We start from the raw sequence: 13,043 nt of genomic DNA on the forward strand, positions 1-13,043 counted from the left end.
GCCGGTCCCCCGCGGCGGGCCGGCCGGGGACGGCTCAGCCCGCGGCGACCGGGCGGCCGAAGACGTCGTCGCGGGCGAGGTCCAGCGCGGTGAGGACGGCGCCGCGCAGCACCGCGTCCCCCTCGTGCACGGCGGCCGGGCGCACCACCGTGGCGGCCGGGCTCAGCTCGGCGAGCCGGTCGGCGACCAGGCCGGCGAGGCGGTCGCCGCCGCCGCGCCCGAGCGCGCCGCCGAGCACGACCAGGCCGGGGTCCAGGACCGCGACGAGGGCGAACGCGCCCTCGGTGACGCCGTCCGCGAGCGCCTCGGCGTCCAGGCGCCCGGCGGACGCGACCTCGACCGCGTGGCAGAGGTCGCTCCCGCCGAAGCGCAGCATCCCCACCTCGCCCGCGCCGCCGGACGCGCCGCGCCGCAGCCGCCCGTCCAGCACGATCGCGGCGCCGACGCCGTCGTCCAGCCACAGCAGCGCGAAATCGTCGTGGCCGGCGGCGGCGCCGTCGCGGTGCTCGGCGACGGCCGCGAGGTTGACCTCGTTCTCCACGACGACGCGCGCGGCCGTCCGGTCCTGGAGGGCCCGGCGAAGGTCGGGGCGCCACCCCGGCATGTCGCCGTCGGTCACCAGCCCGGTGCCCGGATGGATCAGGCCGGGCGTGCCGACGACGACGGCGTGCAGGGCGGTGCCGCCGGCGGCCTCGGCGACCGCCTCCGCGATCAGCTCGGGCAGGTCCGGGGCGTCCGGCATTGGACGCGACGACGAGCCGGCCGGGTTCTCGGCGAGGTCCGCGACGGTGACGTGCACGGCGTCGCGCCGCAGGTCGACCCCGGCGACGTGGGCGCGGCCGGCGACCAGGCCGTAGAGCCGGGCGTTCGGCCCGCGCCGGTCGGCGCCGGTCTCCCCGGCCACCTCGATCAGCCCGTCCGCGCGGAGCCGCTCGACCAGGTCGGACACCGTCGGCCGGGACAGCCCGGTCAGCGCGCGCAGCTGCGGGGCGGTCAGCGGGCCGCGTTCCAGCAGCAGGTCCAGGGCGAGCCGGTCGTTGATCGCGCGGGCCATCGTCGGGTCGGCGGTCTTCACGAGGCCCATGGTAGTGAGCGTGGGAGCGAGCGAGGCCGCCGATGGCCGCTTTTCATCAGGAAGGCTGCCTGTTAGTTTATCGGCATGAGCCGCCCCCATCGCGCCATCGGCGCCGTCTTCGCCGTGCACGGCGCCGTCGCGGGCACCCTGGCGACCCGTATCCCCTGGATCCAGGACCGCCTCGGCCTCGGCGCCACCGTCCTCGGGCTCGCCCTGCTCTGCCCGTCCATCGGCGCGTTCGCGACGATGCCGACCGCGAGCCGGATCGCCCACCGCATCGGGGAGCGCACCGCCACCCGCCTGCTGATCGCGTACTGGGCGGGGGTCCTCGCGCTGCCCGCCCTGTCGCCCGCGCCGGGCTGGCTCTTCGCCGCGATGCTCCTGTACGGCATGGGCGCCGGGATGTCGGACGTGGTGATGAACGGGCACGCCGTGTCGGTGGAACGGCACCTGAAGAAGCCGATCATGTCGGGGCTGCACGGGCTGTGGGCCGTCGGGAGCCTCGCCGCCGGCGGCGCCGGCATCCTCGCCGCGCACGCCGGGGTGGACGCCCGGGTGCACCTCGGGGCGGTCGCGCTCGTCCTGCTCGCCGCGGGCGCCGCGGCGGGCCGCGGCCTCCTGCCCGACCGGGCGGACGCGGACGCCCCGCCGCCGCGCCGGTTCGCGCTGCCGAACCGGGCGGTCGCGGCGATCGGCGTCGTCGGGTTCTGCGCGACGTTCGCCGAGGGGGCGAGCGCCGACTGGTCGGCCGTCTACCTCACCAAGGTCGCCGGCGCCGGTCCCGGGCTCGCCGCCGCCAGCTACACGGTGTTCATGTCGTGCATGGCGGGAACGCGGCTCGCGGGCGACCGCCTCGTCCGCCGGTTCGGCCCCGCGGCGGTCGTCCGCTGCGGCGGCGCCGTCGCGGTGCTCGGCGGCGTCCTGGTCGTGGCGGCGCGGGACGCGGTGCCGGGCATCGCCGGGTTCGCGCTGATCGGCGCCGGCGTCGCGACCGTCGTGCCGCTGGTGTTCGCGGCGGCCGGGGACACCGGGAGCACGCCCGGCGAGGGCGTCGCGGGCGTCGCGACGATCACCTACCTGTCCGGGCTGACCGCGCCGGCGGTGACCGGCTGGACGGCGGGCGCGCTGTCCTACCCGGCCGCGTTCGCGCTCATCACCTGCATCTGCGCGCCGACGGTCCTGCTGGCCGGCGCGCTGCGCCCGCGTCCCGCCCGGCCGCCCGAGGCCGCCGAGCCGCCCGTCCGGGAGCTACGCGCGTGAGAGCCGGGCGAGGGCCTCGGCGGCCGGCGACCCGGGCGGCGCGTAGTGCACGAGGACGCTCTGGTCCGGATCGTTCTCAATGTTGATCTTCATGTAGCGGAGCGTGACCTCGCCGAGGTCCGGGTGCCGGAACCGCCGCTCGGACGGGGTGAAGGGCGTGATGTCGTGCGACTCCCAGAACGCCCGGAACTGCGGGCTGGTCGCGGTCAGCCGCGCCACGAGCCGCTCGAAGCCGGGGTTGCCGACCTGCCGTCCGGCCTCGTTGCGCAGCAGCGCGGTCAGCCAGCGGGCCTCGGCCTCCCAGTCGACGAACCGCTCGCGCATCCAGGTGCTGTGGAACATCAGCCAGACGACGTTGAGGTCCTCGCCGGACGGCCGCTCGGGCATGGTGCGCAGCAGCGCGTCCACCGGAGCGTTCCAGGCCACGAGGTCGAAGCGGCGCGTCACCACGTGGGCGAGGTTCGGCTCCACCATCGCCAGCAGGTCGCGGACCTCGCGCGTCACCGTCGCCGGAGCCGGCGGCTCGGCGGCGGGCTCGCCGGCCAGCTCCAGCAGGTGCCGGTGCTCGGCGTCGCCGAGCCGCAGCGCGCGGGCGAGGCTGTCGAGGACCTGCCGCGACACCCCGTTGACGCGGCCCTGCTCCAGCCACGTGTACCAGGTGAGGCTGACGCCGGCCGCCGCCGCGACCTCCTCCCGCCGCAGCCCCGGCGTCCGGCGCCGCGGCCCCGGCACGATGCCCGCCTCCCGCGGCGTCACCCGGCCGCGCCGGGACCGCAGGAAGTCGCCGAGTTCCCGGCGGCGCGCGTCGGCGGTCGGTGCGGACACGGGCGGTCACCTCGCTTCGCGTAGGGCTGTTAGCCGCGTTAATAGCGTTAACAGTAGTCTTGTCCGGCCCCGCCGGGTGGCCCAGCATCGGCCCCATGAGCACTCGAACCGTACTGATCACCGGCGCGGCCGGCGGCGTCGGCGGCGCGGCCGTCCGCAGGCTCGCCGGGCTCGGCTGGGACGTCTACGCCGGGATCCGCCGGCCGTCCGACGCCGACCGGCTGCCCGCCGGGGTCCACGCCCTGACCATCGACCTGATCGACGAGGAGACCGTCGAGGCGGCCGCCAAGGAGATCGCCGCCCGCACCGGCGGGCGGCTGGACGCGCTGGTCAACAACGCCGGCGTCATCGTCGAGGGCCCGGTCGAGCTGGTGCCGCTGGAGGACTGGAGGCGGCAGTTCGACGTCAACGTGGTCGGCCAGATCTCGATGGCCCAGGCGGTGCTGCCGATGCTGCGCGCCGCGAAGGGCCGGGTCGTCAACATCGGCGCCGTGAGCTCCCGGATGAGCGGGCCCGCGTTCGGGCCGATCGCCGCCTCGAAGGCGGCGCTGGCGTCGGTCACCGAGGCGCTGCGGGTGGAGATGCGCCCGCTGGGGGTGAAGGTCTCCGTGATCGAGCCCGGCCTGCTGGACACCGAGATCTTCGACAAGTCCGGCGCCTCGCGGCGGGCGATCGGCTGGCGCGGCGACGCGGACGCCCAGCGGCTCTACGCGGGGGTCAACGCGAAGATGGGCGAGTTCAACGCCCGCGCGAAACCGGGACCGGTCGACTCCGCCGTGAAGGCGATCGTCAAGGCGCTGACGGCGCGCCGCCCGAAGGCGCGCTACCTGGTCGGCCGCGACGCCCGGATGATGGCGACCCTCGCCAGGCTGCCCGACCACACGAGGGACCGGCTGCTCCTGCGGACGGTCGGCATCAACGCCGCGACCTACCGCGGATAGGCATGCGAAAGGCCGGGGACGGCGAACGTCCCCGGCCTGTTCACGCGGTGAGCGCGGGCCTTAGAGCGGGTAGACGCCCTCGGCCTGCGGGCCCTTCTGGCCCTGGGTGATCTCGAAGCCGACGCGCTGGTTCTCGTCGAGGCTGCGGTAGCCGTTGGTCGTGATCGCCGAGTAGTGGACGAACACGTCCGGGCCGCCGCCGTCGGGGGCGATGAACCCGAAGCCCTTTTCGGCGTTGAACCACTTCACGGTGCCTTCGGCCATGGTCTCTCTCCTCTGGGTGTGACCACCGGGCCGCCGGGCGGCGGACCGGGCTGCAAGCGGACTCATCTCACGTCCGCCGGTCACCCGGAGAAACGGAGAACGCCCGTCGTCTTGAACTTCTACGGGCGTTTCGTAGAGCAAACGTTCGAGACTGCCTGACTGGCCGCCGCGCCTGGCCGGTCGCGGCGACAGCATCGAACCTACCCCATGCGGGCCCGCCCCGAACCCCGACACACCTAAGTCAGATCATCCAGTGCCGCGGCCGCGCGATGGCAGTCGTGGAACGTGCAGTAGAGCGGGACGGGCGCGAACCGCACGATGTCCGGTTCGCGGGCGTCGGCGACCACGCCGTGGGCCTCCGCGAGCCGCCGGACCAGTCCCCCGGCGTCGGCCACCCGCAGCGACAGCTGGCTGCCGCGCGCCGCCGGGTCGTCCGGGGTGATCACCTGGACGCCGGGCAGCGGGGCGAGCCGCGCCGCGAGGTAGCCGGTGAGCCGCTCGCTGCGGGCGCGCAGCGCGTCCATCCCGACCCGGTCGAAGATCTCCAGGGAGGCCAGCACGGGCGCCAGCGCCAGGATCGGCGGGTTGGACAGCTGCCAGGCGTCGGCGGAGGCGGGCGGCGCGATGGCGGGGTCCATCCGGAACCGGACGGACGGCTCGGTCCCCCACCAGCCCGACAGCTTCGGCACCGACGGGTCGGCGACGTGCCGCTCGTGGACGAAGCAGCCGGCGACCGCGCCCGGCCCGCTGTTGAGGTACTTGTAGGTGCACCAGGCGGCGAAGTCGACGTCCCAGTCGTGCAGCCGCAGCGGGACGTTCCCGGCGGCGTGCGCCAGGTCCCAGCCGACGACGGCGCCGGCGGCGCGACCCGCCTTGGTGATCGCGGCCATGTCCATGAGCTGGCCGGTCAGGTAGTTGACGCCGCCGAGCATCAGCAGCGCGACCGTGCCGCCCTCGCGTTCGAGGAACGCCAGGACGTCCTCGGTGCGCAGGGTGGCCTCGCCGGGCCGGGGGGTCAGCCGCACGACGGTGTCCGCCGGGTCGAGGCCGTGGTGGACCGCCTGGCTGGCGACCGCGTACGAGTCTGACGGGAACGCCGAGTCCTCGATGACGATGCGGGTGCGGTCCCCGGACGGCCGGTAGAAGCTCGCCATCATCAGGTGGAGGTTGACCGTCAGCGAGTTCATCGCGACGACCTCGTGCGGCAGGGCGCCGACGAGGCGGGCGGCGGGCTCGCGGAGCAGCTCGTGGTAGTCGACCCACGGGCGGCGCGCCTGGGTGTGGCCCTCGACGGCGAGCCGGGCCCAGTCGTCGAGCTCCTCGCGCAGGCGGCCCGCGACGGCCTTCGGCTGGAGGCCGAGCGAGTTGCCGGCGAAGTAGGCCGCCTCCGGGTACGCCCCGCCGGGCGCGGGCGGGACGAGGAACTCCTCGCGCAGCGAGGGCACCGGGTCGGTCTCGTCGAGCCGCAGCGCCTCGCGCTCCGCGGCCTCCCGTGCGGCGCTCACGACGCGCTCCCGGCGACGGCGGTGCCGGTGACGTCCGTGGCCTCGACGGAGGCGGCGGGAACGGCGGCCTCGGGCGGGGCGGCGGTCGCGAAGAACGCCTGCGCGTTGCCTCCGAGCAGCTTGGCGCGGTCGGCGTCGTCGATGCCGGGGCACGCCCGGATCGTCGCGCCGGGCTCCTGCTCCCCCAGCGGGAACGGATAGTCGGTGCCGAGCATGACGCGGTCGGCGCCCATCACCTCGACCAGCAGCCGGAGCGCGCGCGGGTCGAACACCGCGGAGTCGACGAAGAAGCGGTCCGTGTACTCCGAGGGCGGGCGCGGCGAGTCGGCGCGGACGATGTCGCGCCGGTGCCAGGCGTTGTCGGCGCGGCCGAGCGTGAACGCGAGGCTGCCGCCGCCGTGGCAGAAGCACAGCCGCAGCGACGCCGGGATCCGCTCGAACGCGCCGGACAGCATCAGCCCGAGGATGCTCAGCTGCGTCTCGGCGGGCATTCCGGACAGCCACGGCAGCATGTGGCCCCGCATCCGGTCGGCGCCGAGCATGTCCCACGGGTGGACGAGCACGGGCAGGCCGATCCGCGCGCAGTGCGCGAGGAAACCGGTGATGCCGGGGTCGTCCAGGTTCCGGTCGCCGACGTGGTTGCCGACGTGCACGCCGCGGTGCCCGGCCGCAGCCGCCCGCGTCGCGACCTCGCAGGCGAGCGCCGGGTCCTGCAGCGGGACCTGGCACAGCGGCAGCAGCCGGTCCGGCGCGTCCGCGCAGAAGGCGAGGATGCGGTCGTTGACCAGATCGCACCAGTCGGCGGCGCGGGACGGCTCGGCCGCGTACCCGAACATCAGCGGGGTGGACGAGACGGCCTGGACGTCGACGCCGGCGGCGTCCATGTCGGCCACCCGCCGCCCGGGGTCCCACAGCCCCTCCTCGACCGGGCGGTACTCCCGGTCGCCGCTCATCATCATGCCGGTGCCGTCGCCGTGGACGCGCAGCCACGGCTCGTCCCGGTCGGCGAGCGTGCGGCCCTCGGCGCGGCCGAGCCGGGGGAAAGCATGGGCGTGGACGTCGATGACTGTCACTGGAGCTCCGTCGGACGCGAGGGGGTCAGGCGCGGGGCGCCGTCGTGGGGACCATGTGCGCGGGCCACTGCCGGCCCGGGTGGACGGCGCCGCAGTTCGGGCACTCGCGGTCGCCGCCGTAGAAGCCCTCGAAGGCGGGCGGAAGGTCGTCCACGATCGAGCGGACCTGGAGCTCGGCGCGGTGCACGAGGTGGTGGCACTCGGTGCAGTACCACTCGAACGCCTCCGTGAGCCCCTCCGGCCGCGGGATCTCCACCACGAGGCCGATCGAGCCCTCCTCGGGCCGCTGCGGGGAGTGCCGCACGTGCGGCGGCAGCAGGAACACGTCGCCCTCGTTGATCTGCAGGTCGGTGGGCGGCTTGCCCTCCTCCTCCATGACGCGCAGGACCATGTTGCCCCTGAGCTGGTAGAAGAACTCCTCGGTCGGGTCGTCGTGGAAGTCGGTGCGCTGGTTGGGGCCGCCGACCACCATGACGATCAGCCCGGCGTCGTCGAACACCTGGACGTTCCCGACAGGCGGCTTCAGCAGGTCGCGGTGCTCGTCGATCCACGCCTGGAAGTTGAACGGGCGCCCGAAGGACAGCTGCGGCAGGGTCATGTTCCGGCCTCCTCGCCGGTCGGGGACGCGCCGGAGGCGGCCGCGCCCGGGATGTGGGCGATGCACGAGATCTCGATGAGCAGGTGCGGGTGGGGGAGCTGGTGGACCGCGACGGTGGTGCGGGCCGGGCCGGTCTCGTCGAAGTACTCGCCGTAGACCTCGTTGTAGCCGCCGAAGTCGTTCATGCTCACCAGGTAGGTGGTGACGCTGACGACGTCGGACAGCCCTGCCCCGGCGGCCGCCAGCAGGTCGGCGATGTTCTCGATGACGGCGCGGGTCTGCGCGCGGATGTCGAGGTCGGTGACGCCCATCGGGTCGGCGCTCGCGCCGGCGAAGGTGCCGTCGGGCCGCCGCGAGCTGGTGCCGGACACGAACACGAAGTCCCCGGCCCGCTTCACGTGCGGGAACCGCCCGCGCGGCTTCGCCTTGCCCTCGACGAGGATCGCATCGCTCACCGGGTCGTCACCTCCGCGCTGCCGAGGCCGGCGCCGGTGACGCGGACGTGGGCGTCCTTCGGCAGCGGGACGGCGGCCGTCGCGGCGCCCGCCAGCACCACCCAGCCGGGTTCGAGGGCCATCCCGGCGCCGAGCGCGAGCCGCGCGGCGGCGCGCAGCGACCGGGCCGGGTCGCCGAGGATCGCGGCGGACGACCCCGTCTGCACCGGCCGCCCGTCGATCTCCATGAGCAGCCCGACGTTGGACAGGTCGCGCGGCTCGTGCCAGGCGCCGACCCCGTAGAGGGCGGCGGAGGCGTTGTCGGCGATCACGTCCGGGAGGGTGAACCTGAAGTCCTCGTAGCGGGAGTCGAGGATCTCGAACCCGACGGCGACGCCCGCGACGGCCGACTCGACCTCGGCGACGGAGCGGACCTCGCGGCCGATCAGGTACACGATCTCCGGTTCGATCCGCGGGTGGATGAGGCCCGACAGGTCCGCCGACGCGCCGGCCTGCATCCGGTCGGTGAGCAGGCCCCAGATGACGTCGTCGACGCCCATCTGGACCATCTTCGCGCGGCTGGTGAAGCCCATCTTCACGCCGGAGATCCGCTCCCCGCGGCCGGTGCGGCGCCCGATCAGCTCCCGCTGCACCGCGTACGCGGTCGGGACGTCGAACGGCGCGGCGTCGGTGAGCCTCGGGATAGCGCGGGCGCCGCGGGCGGCGTCGTCCAGCGTCGCGGCGAGCGCGTGCACGTCCACCATCAGGAGTCCTCCCCGTCCTCGTCGGCACGGCCGAAGGCGACGCGGACGTCGCCGAGGCCGTCGATGCGGGCCTCGAACACGTCGCCGGGCGCGGCGGGCACGACCGGGCCGAGCGCGCCGGTCAGCACCGTGTCGCCGGCGCGCAGCGGGCGCCCGACGCGGACCAGCGTGTCGGCGAGCCACAGCGCGGCGTTCAGCGGATGGCCGAGGCACGCGGCGCCGGTGCCGCTGGACAGCTGCTCGCCGCGCCGCTCCAGCACCATCCCGCACAGCCGCAGGTCGACGTCCTCCAGCCGCACGGGCCGGTTGCCGAGCGCGTACATGCCGGACGAGGCGTTGTCGGCGACGGTGTCGGCGAGCGTGATGTCCCAGTCGCGGATGCGGCTGCCGACGATCTCGATGGCCGGGAGCGCGAACGCGGTCGCGCGGACGAGGTCGGCGGCGGTGTGCCGCTCGTGGGTCAGGTCGTGCTCCAGGACGAGCGCGACCTCCGCCTCGACGCGCGGCTGCAGGACGGCGCCCGCGGGGATCTCGTCGCCGTCCGGGACGGCCATGTCGGCGTACAGCATCCCGAAGTCGGGGCTGTCGACGCGCATCTGCTCCTGCACGGCGCGGGACGTCAGGCCGATCTTGCGGCCGGACAGCCGCCGCCCCTCCCCCAGCCACCTCTCGGTCATCCGGTCCTGGACGGCGTAGGCGTCGTCGGCCGTGGTGATGAGGTCGCGGACGGGCGGGCACGGGACGCCGGAGGCGTAGGCGCCGAGCAGCCTCTCGGCCGCCGCGCCGATCGCCGCGGCGTCCGCCGTGTTCTCGCTGGTCGGTTCGGTCACTGGCTCGCTCTCAGATCTGGATGCACACGTTGACGGGCTCGGAGAAGAAGTCCAGTGAGTACTCTCCCCCTTCGCGGCCGATCCCCGACGCCTTGACGCCGCCGAAGGGGGTGCGGAGGTCGCGCAGGTTCCAGCAGTTCACCCACACGATGCCGGTCTCCACCTTCGGCGCGACGCGGTGCGCCCTGGACAGGTCGCGGGTCCACACGGTGGAGGCGAGGCCGTAGGGGCTGTCGTTGGCGAGCCGGAGCGCCTCGTCCTCGGTGTCGAACGGCGCGACGTGGCAGACCGGCCCGAAGATCTCCTCGCGGACGGTCCGGGCCGTCTCGGGAAGCCCGGTGAGCACGGTGGGCTCGACGTGGAAGCCGCCGTCGCGCTCGTCGCCGAACGACGGCGCGCCGCCGCCCGCGACGACGGTGGCGCCCTCCTCGCGGGCGAGCCGGTAGTACGACAGCACCTTGTCGCGGTGCGCGGCGGAGATCATCGGCCCGTAGTCCGACAGTTCCCTCGCGCGCGCGCCGAGCCGTTCGACGAACTCGTCGAAGACGGGGCGCTCGACGTAGACGCGCTCGGTGCACAGGCAGATCTGCCCGGAGTGGGTGAAGGACGAGCGGACCGTGCCGTCGACGGCCGCGTCGAGGTCGGCGTCGGCGAACACCAGCGCCGGGTTCTTGCCGCCCAGCTCGAACGAGACCGGCGTGACGTGGTCGGCGGCGCTGCGCATGATCGCCGAGCCGGTCGCGGACTCGCCGGTGAAGGCGATGGCGTCGACGCCCGGGTGCCCCGTGAGGAACTCCCCGGCCGCGCCGGGGCCGTGCCCGTGCACCAGGTTGAACGCGCCGGACGGCAGCCCCGCCTGGTCGATGACCCGGGCGAGCAGCGTCGCGGTGGACGGCGTCTCCTCCGACGGCTTGACGACGACCGCGTTCCCTGCGGCGAGCGCCGGCGCGACCTTCCAGGTCATCAGCAGCAGGGGCAGGTTCCAGGGCGAGACGATCGCGACGACGCCGAGCGGGCGCCGCACCGTGTAGTTCAGGGCCTCCCCGGCGCCGGCGCTCCAGCCGGGGACCCGCGTGGTGTAGGCGCGCTCGGGGCGCCCGTACAGCAGGTCGGCGTAGGCGCGGAAGTTGCCGATGGCGCGGGGCACGTCGACCGTCTCGGCGAACGCGCGGGGGCGGCCGGTGTCGGCGACCTCGGCGTCCACGAACTCGGCGAACCGCGCCTCGATCCCGTCGGCGACGCGCCGCATCGCCGCGGCCCGCTCCTCGGCGCCGCTCGCGCCCCACGGGCCGCGCAGCGCCCCGCGCGCCGCCGCGACCGCGTCGTCGACGACCTCGCGCGTCGCCTCCGGGACGGCGCCGACCTCCGCGCCGTCCGAGGGCGAGATCAGCGGGAAGGCCGGTCCGTCCGAACGGAACGCCCCGCCGACGTAGTGCTCAGCCTTCATTCCGCTCCTCCACGACACGATCTGCCCTGACGGTCTGATCCTCTGCCCGCGGAGCTATGCCGTGCAAATACCAAAGATTCGGAGAGGTATCACGATGCTGTGATATCAAAGCGGTATGCGCGCGATCGACCTGCTCAACGGGCGGCTGAAGCTGCGGCACCTGGTCCTCGTCGTCGCCATCGCCGACCAGGGCAGCGTGCTGCGCGCCGCCGAGCACCTGCGGCTGGCGCAGCCCGCCGTGACGCGCAGCCTCCGCGAGGTCGAGCACATCCTCGGCGTCGAGCTGTTCACCCGCGGCCCGCGGGGCGTGACCCCGACGATGTTCGGGGACGCGTTCGTCGAGCACGCCCGGACCGTGCTGGCCGAGCTGCGCCGCGCCGGCGAGCGGATCAGCGGGCTGGCCGACGGCGAGGTCGGCACCGTCACCATCGGCACCCTGCTGGCCGGCTCGAACGTGCTGCTGCCGCGCGCGATCGCGGCGCTGAAGAAGGACCGCCCCGGCGTCACCGTGATCGTCCAGGAGGCCACGTTCGACGCGCAGGTGCCGCGGCTGCTGGACGGCGAGATCGACCTGATCCTCGGCCGCCTCAACCCGATCGGCGACCTGCGCGGGCTGCGCCAGATCACCCTGTACGGCGAGCCGGTACGGCTGGTGGCGCGGCACGGCCATCCGGCCCGGTCCCGCGCCGGCCTCACGCTCGCCGACCTGCTCGACTACCCGTGGGTGCTGCCGCTGGAGCAGACCGCGCTGCGCGCCGAGCTGGAGCAGGTGTTCCGCGCCGAGGGCCTGGAGCCGCCCGGCGACCTGGTGGAGTGCACGTCGGTGCTGACCGTCCGGACGCTGGTCCGCGACACCGACATGATCGCCGCGCTGCCGCAGCTGGTCGCGCGGACCGACGACGACATCGCGCCGCTGCCGGTGCCGCTGGAGACCGTCCGCCGGCAGGTCGGGGTCACGCTGCCCGCGCACCGCGCGCCGACGCCGTCGGCCCGGCTGATGCTCGACCACCTGCGCCGCGAGGCCACGAAGATCGCGGAGGACTGATCACAGCGAGCGGACCAGGCCGAGCAGCGCCTCGAAGGGCGCCGACGCCGGGTCGCCGAGGTCGAGCACGACGTCGAAGTGGTCGCGGTCCGGCACCACCATCGCCTCGCCCGTGCCCCACAGCGGCGCGAACCTCCGCGACTGCTCCACGAACCCGGTGCCGTCGTGCTCGGCGACCGCGACGACCGCCGGGCAGCGCCGCTCGCGCGGCAGCAGCGCCGGGCTGAGCGCCGCGGCCCGCTCCACGTCCAGCTTCACGTACTCGTTGACATAGATCCGGGTGATCGGGCGGATGTCGAACAGCCCGCTGAACGGCATGGCCGCCTTCACCACGTCGGCGGGCAGCCCGAACTCCTCCTGCCATCCGCCGACCATCGTCATGCCCGTGAGGTGCCCGCCGGCGGAGCTGCCGCCGACCACGATCCGCTCGGGGTCGAGGCCGTGCTCCCGGCCGTGCCGGTGGACCCAGGCGACGGACGCCCGCACCTGCCGGACGATCTCCTCCAGCGTCGCCTTCGGCGCGAGCGTGTAGTCCGGGACCACGGTGGCGATCCCCTGCTCGTAGAGCGCGCGCGCCATGAACGAGGACTCGGCGCGTGACAGCGCCATCCAGTAGCCGCCGTGGAGGAACACGAACGCCGGGCGCAGGCCGTCGTCGCCGATGCCCCACACGTCCAGCCGCTCGCCGCTCGGCTCGTCGTAGACGATCCCCGGGTGGCCGGGCAGCCCGTCCACGGCCGCCTCCGACTCGGCCCGGTACCGGGCCATGTGCCGCTCGAACAGCTCCGGCCCGGCCTTGCGACGCACGTTGTAGGCGACGTCCAGTTCCTCGTCGCTCAGCTCGCTGCCCGGCCAGTCGTCCAGGTCGACCACGACCACCCACCCCTCCCGGTCCGCTTCAGCCTCCCCCCACGGGACCGGATCGATCAAATACCGGTCTCGTCCGCCGCTATCACCAACGCGCTATGCCCACACCGGCTCG

At 74.5% G+C, this 13,043-nt stretch carries 14 protein-coding genes; 3 read left to right on the plus strand and 11 right to left on the minus strand.

Going from position 1 to position 13,043, the window contains the following annotated elements:
• Positions 1-34: 34 nt before the first annotated feature.
• Entirely contained in the window at positions 35-1,084 is a 1,050-nt protein-coding gene (locus J4557_RS33985) for an ROK family transcriptional regulator (RefSeq protein WP_208270872.1), read from the minus strand.
• 75 nt (positions 1,085-1,159) lie between these two features.
• Between J4557_RS33985 and J4557_RS33990 the strand changes: the two genes are divergently transcribed.
• The gene (locus tag J4557_RS33990) at positions 1,160-2,335 is read left to right on the plus strand and encodes an MFS transporter (protein WP_208270873.1); all 1,176 of its coding nucleotides are present in this window, start codon (positions 1,160-1,162) and stop codon (positions 2,333-2,335) included.
• On the opposite strand, the gene J4557_RS33995 is transcribed toward J4557_RS33990, so the two are convergent.
• Complete coding sequence (locus J4557_RS33995) at positions 2,324-3,160, minus strand: helix-turn-helix transcriptional regulator (RefSeq protein ID WP_208270874.1); 837 nt, start codon at positions 3,158-3,160, stop codon at positions 2,324-2,326. The two genes, J4557_RS33990 and J4557_RS33995, sit on opposite strands and share 12 nt — an antisense overlap.
• A gap of 95 nt (positions 3,161-3,255) precedes the next feature.
• Between J4557_RS33995 and J4557_RS34000 the strand changes: the two genes are divergently transcribed.
• Entirely contained in the window at positions 3,256-4,101 is an 846-nt protein-coding gene (locus J4557_RS34000) for an SDR family NAD(P)-dependent oxidoreductase (protein WP_208270875.1), read from the plus strand.
• 60 nt (positions 4,102-4,161) lie between these two features.
• Here J4557_RS34000 and J4557_RS34005 read toward each other — a convergent pair whose 3' ends face one another.
• From J4557_RS34005 to J4557_RS34040, 8 genes are all read right to left on the minus strand, one after another.
• Positions 4,162-4,365: a cold-shock protein gene (locus J4557_RS34005; RefSeq protein ID WP_067639228.1), complete on the minus strand. Its 204-nt coding sequence runs from the start codon at positions 4,363-4,365 to the stop codon at positions 4,162-4,164.
• Positions 4,366-4,601: 236 nt separating this feature from the next.
• Complete coding sequence (kynU, locus tag J4557_RS34010; RefSeq protein ID WP_208270876.1) at positions 4,602-5,870, minus strand: kynureninase; 1,269 nt, start codon at positions 5,868-5,870, stop codon at positions 4,602-4,604.
• Complete coding sequence (locus J4557_RS34015) at positions 5,867-6,943, minus strand: amidohydrolase family protein (protein WP_208270877.1); 1,077 nt, start codon at positions 6,941-6,943, stop codon at positions 5,867-5,869. The genes kynU and J4557_RS34015 overlap by 4 nt, the downstream gene beginning before the upstream one ends.
• Before the next feature lie 25 nt (positions 6,944-6,968).
• The gene (locus J4557_RS34020) at positions 6,969-7,541 is read right to left on the minus strand and encodes a 3-hydroxyanthranilate 3,4-dioxygenase (protein WP_208270878.1); all 573 of its coding nucleotides are present in this window, start codon (positions 7,539-7,541) and stop codon (positions 6,969-6,971) included.
• Positions 7,538-7,996: a RidA family protein gene (locus tag J4557_RS34025; RefSeq protein WP_208270879.1), complete on the minus strand. Its 459-nt coding sequence runs from the start codon at positions 7,994-7,996 to the stop codon at positions 7,538-7,540. Before J4557_RS34025 ends, J4557_RS34020 begins: the two co-directional genes overlap by 4 nt.
• The gene (locus J4557_RS34030; protein WP_243776767.1) at positions 7,993-8,739 is read right to left on the minus strand and encodes a 2-keto-4-pentenoate hydratase; all 747 of its coding nucleotides are present in this window, start codon (positions 8,737-8,739) and stop codon (positions 7,993-7,995) included. The genes J4557_RS34025 and J4557_RS34030 overlap by 4 nt, the downstream gene beginning before the upstream one ends.
• On the minus strand, positions 8,739-9,569 hold the full coding sequence (locus tag J4557_RS34035) for a 2-keto-4-pentenoate hydratase (RefSeq protein WP_208270880.1): 831 nt from the start codon (positions 9,567-9,569) through the stop codon (positions 8,739-8,741). The genes J4557_RS34030 and J4557_RS34035 overlap by 1 nt, the downstream gene beginning before the upstream one ends.
• A gap of 10 nt (positions 9,570-9,579) precedes the next feature.
• Complete coding sequence (locus J4557_RS34040) at positions 9,580-11,016, minus strand: 2-hydroxymuconic semialdehyde dehydrogenase (RefSeq protein WP_208270881.1); 1,437 nt, start codon at positions 11,014-11,016, stop codon at positions 9,580-9,582.
• A gap of 115 nt (positions 11,017-11,131) precedes the next feature.
• Here J4557_RS34040 and J4557_RS34045 point away from each other — a divergent pair, with 115 nt between their 5' ends.
• A complete protein-coding gene (locus tag J4557_RS34045; protein WP_208270882.1) occupies positions 11,132-12,061 on the plus strand; it encodes a LysR substrate-binding domain-containing protein in 930 nt (309 codons plus the stop codon).
• Here the strand turns inward: J4557_RS34045 and J4557_RS34050 are convergent, their stop codons facing one another.
• Positions 12,062-12,940 (minus strand): alpha/beta hydrolase, encoded by an 879-nt coding sequence (locus tag J4557_RS34050; protein WP_307800366.1) that lies wholly within the window; start codon positions 12,938-12,940, stop codon positions 12,062-12,064.
• Between the last annotated feature and the right edge of the window lie 103 nt (positions 12,941-13,043).

The sequence above is a fragment of the Actinomadura nitritigenes genome (assembly GCF_017573545.1).
GTDB classification, from domain to species: Bacteria; Actinomycetota; Actinomycetes; order Streptosporangiales; family Streptosporangiaceae; genus Spirillospora; species Spirillospora nitritigenes.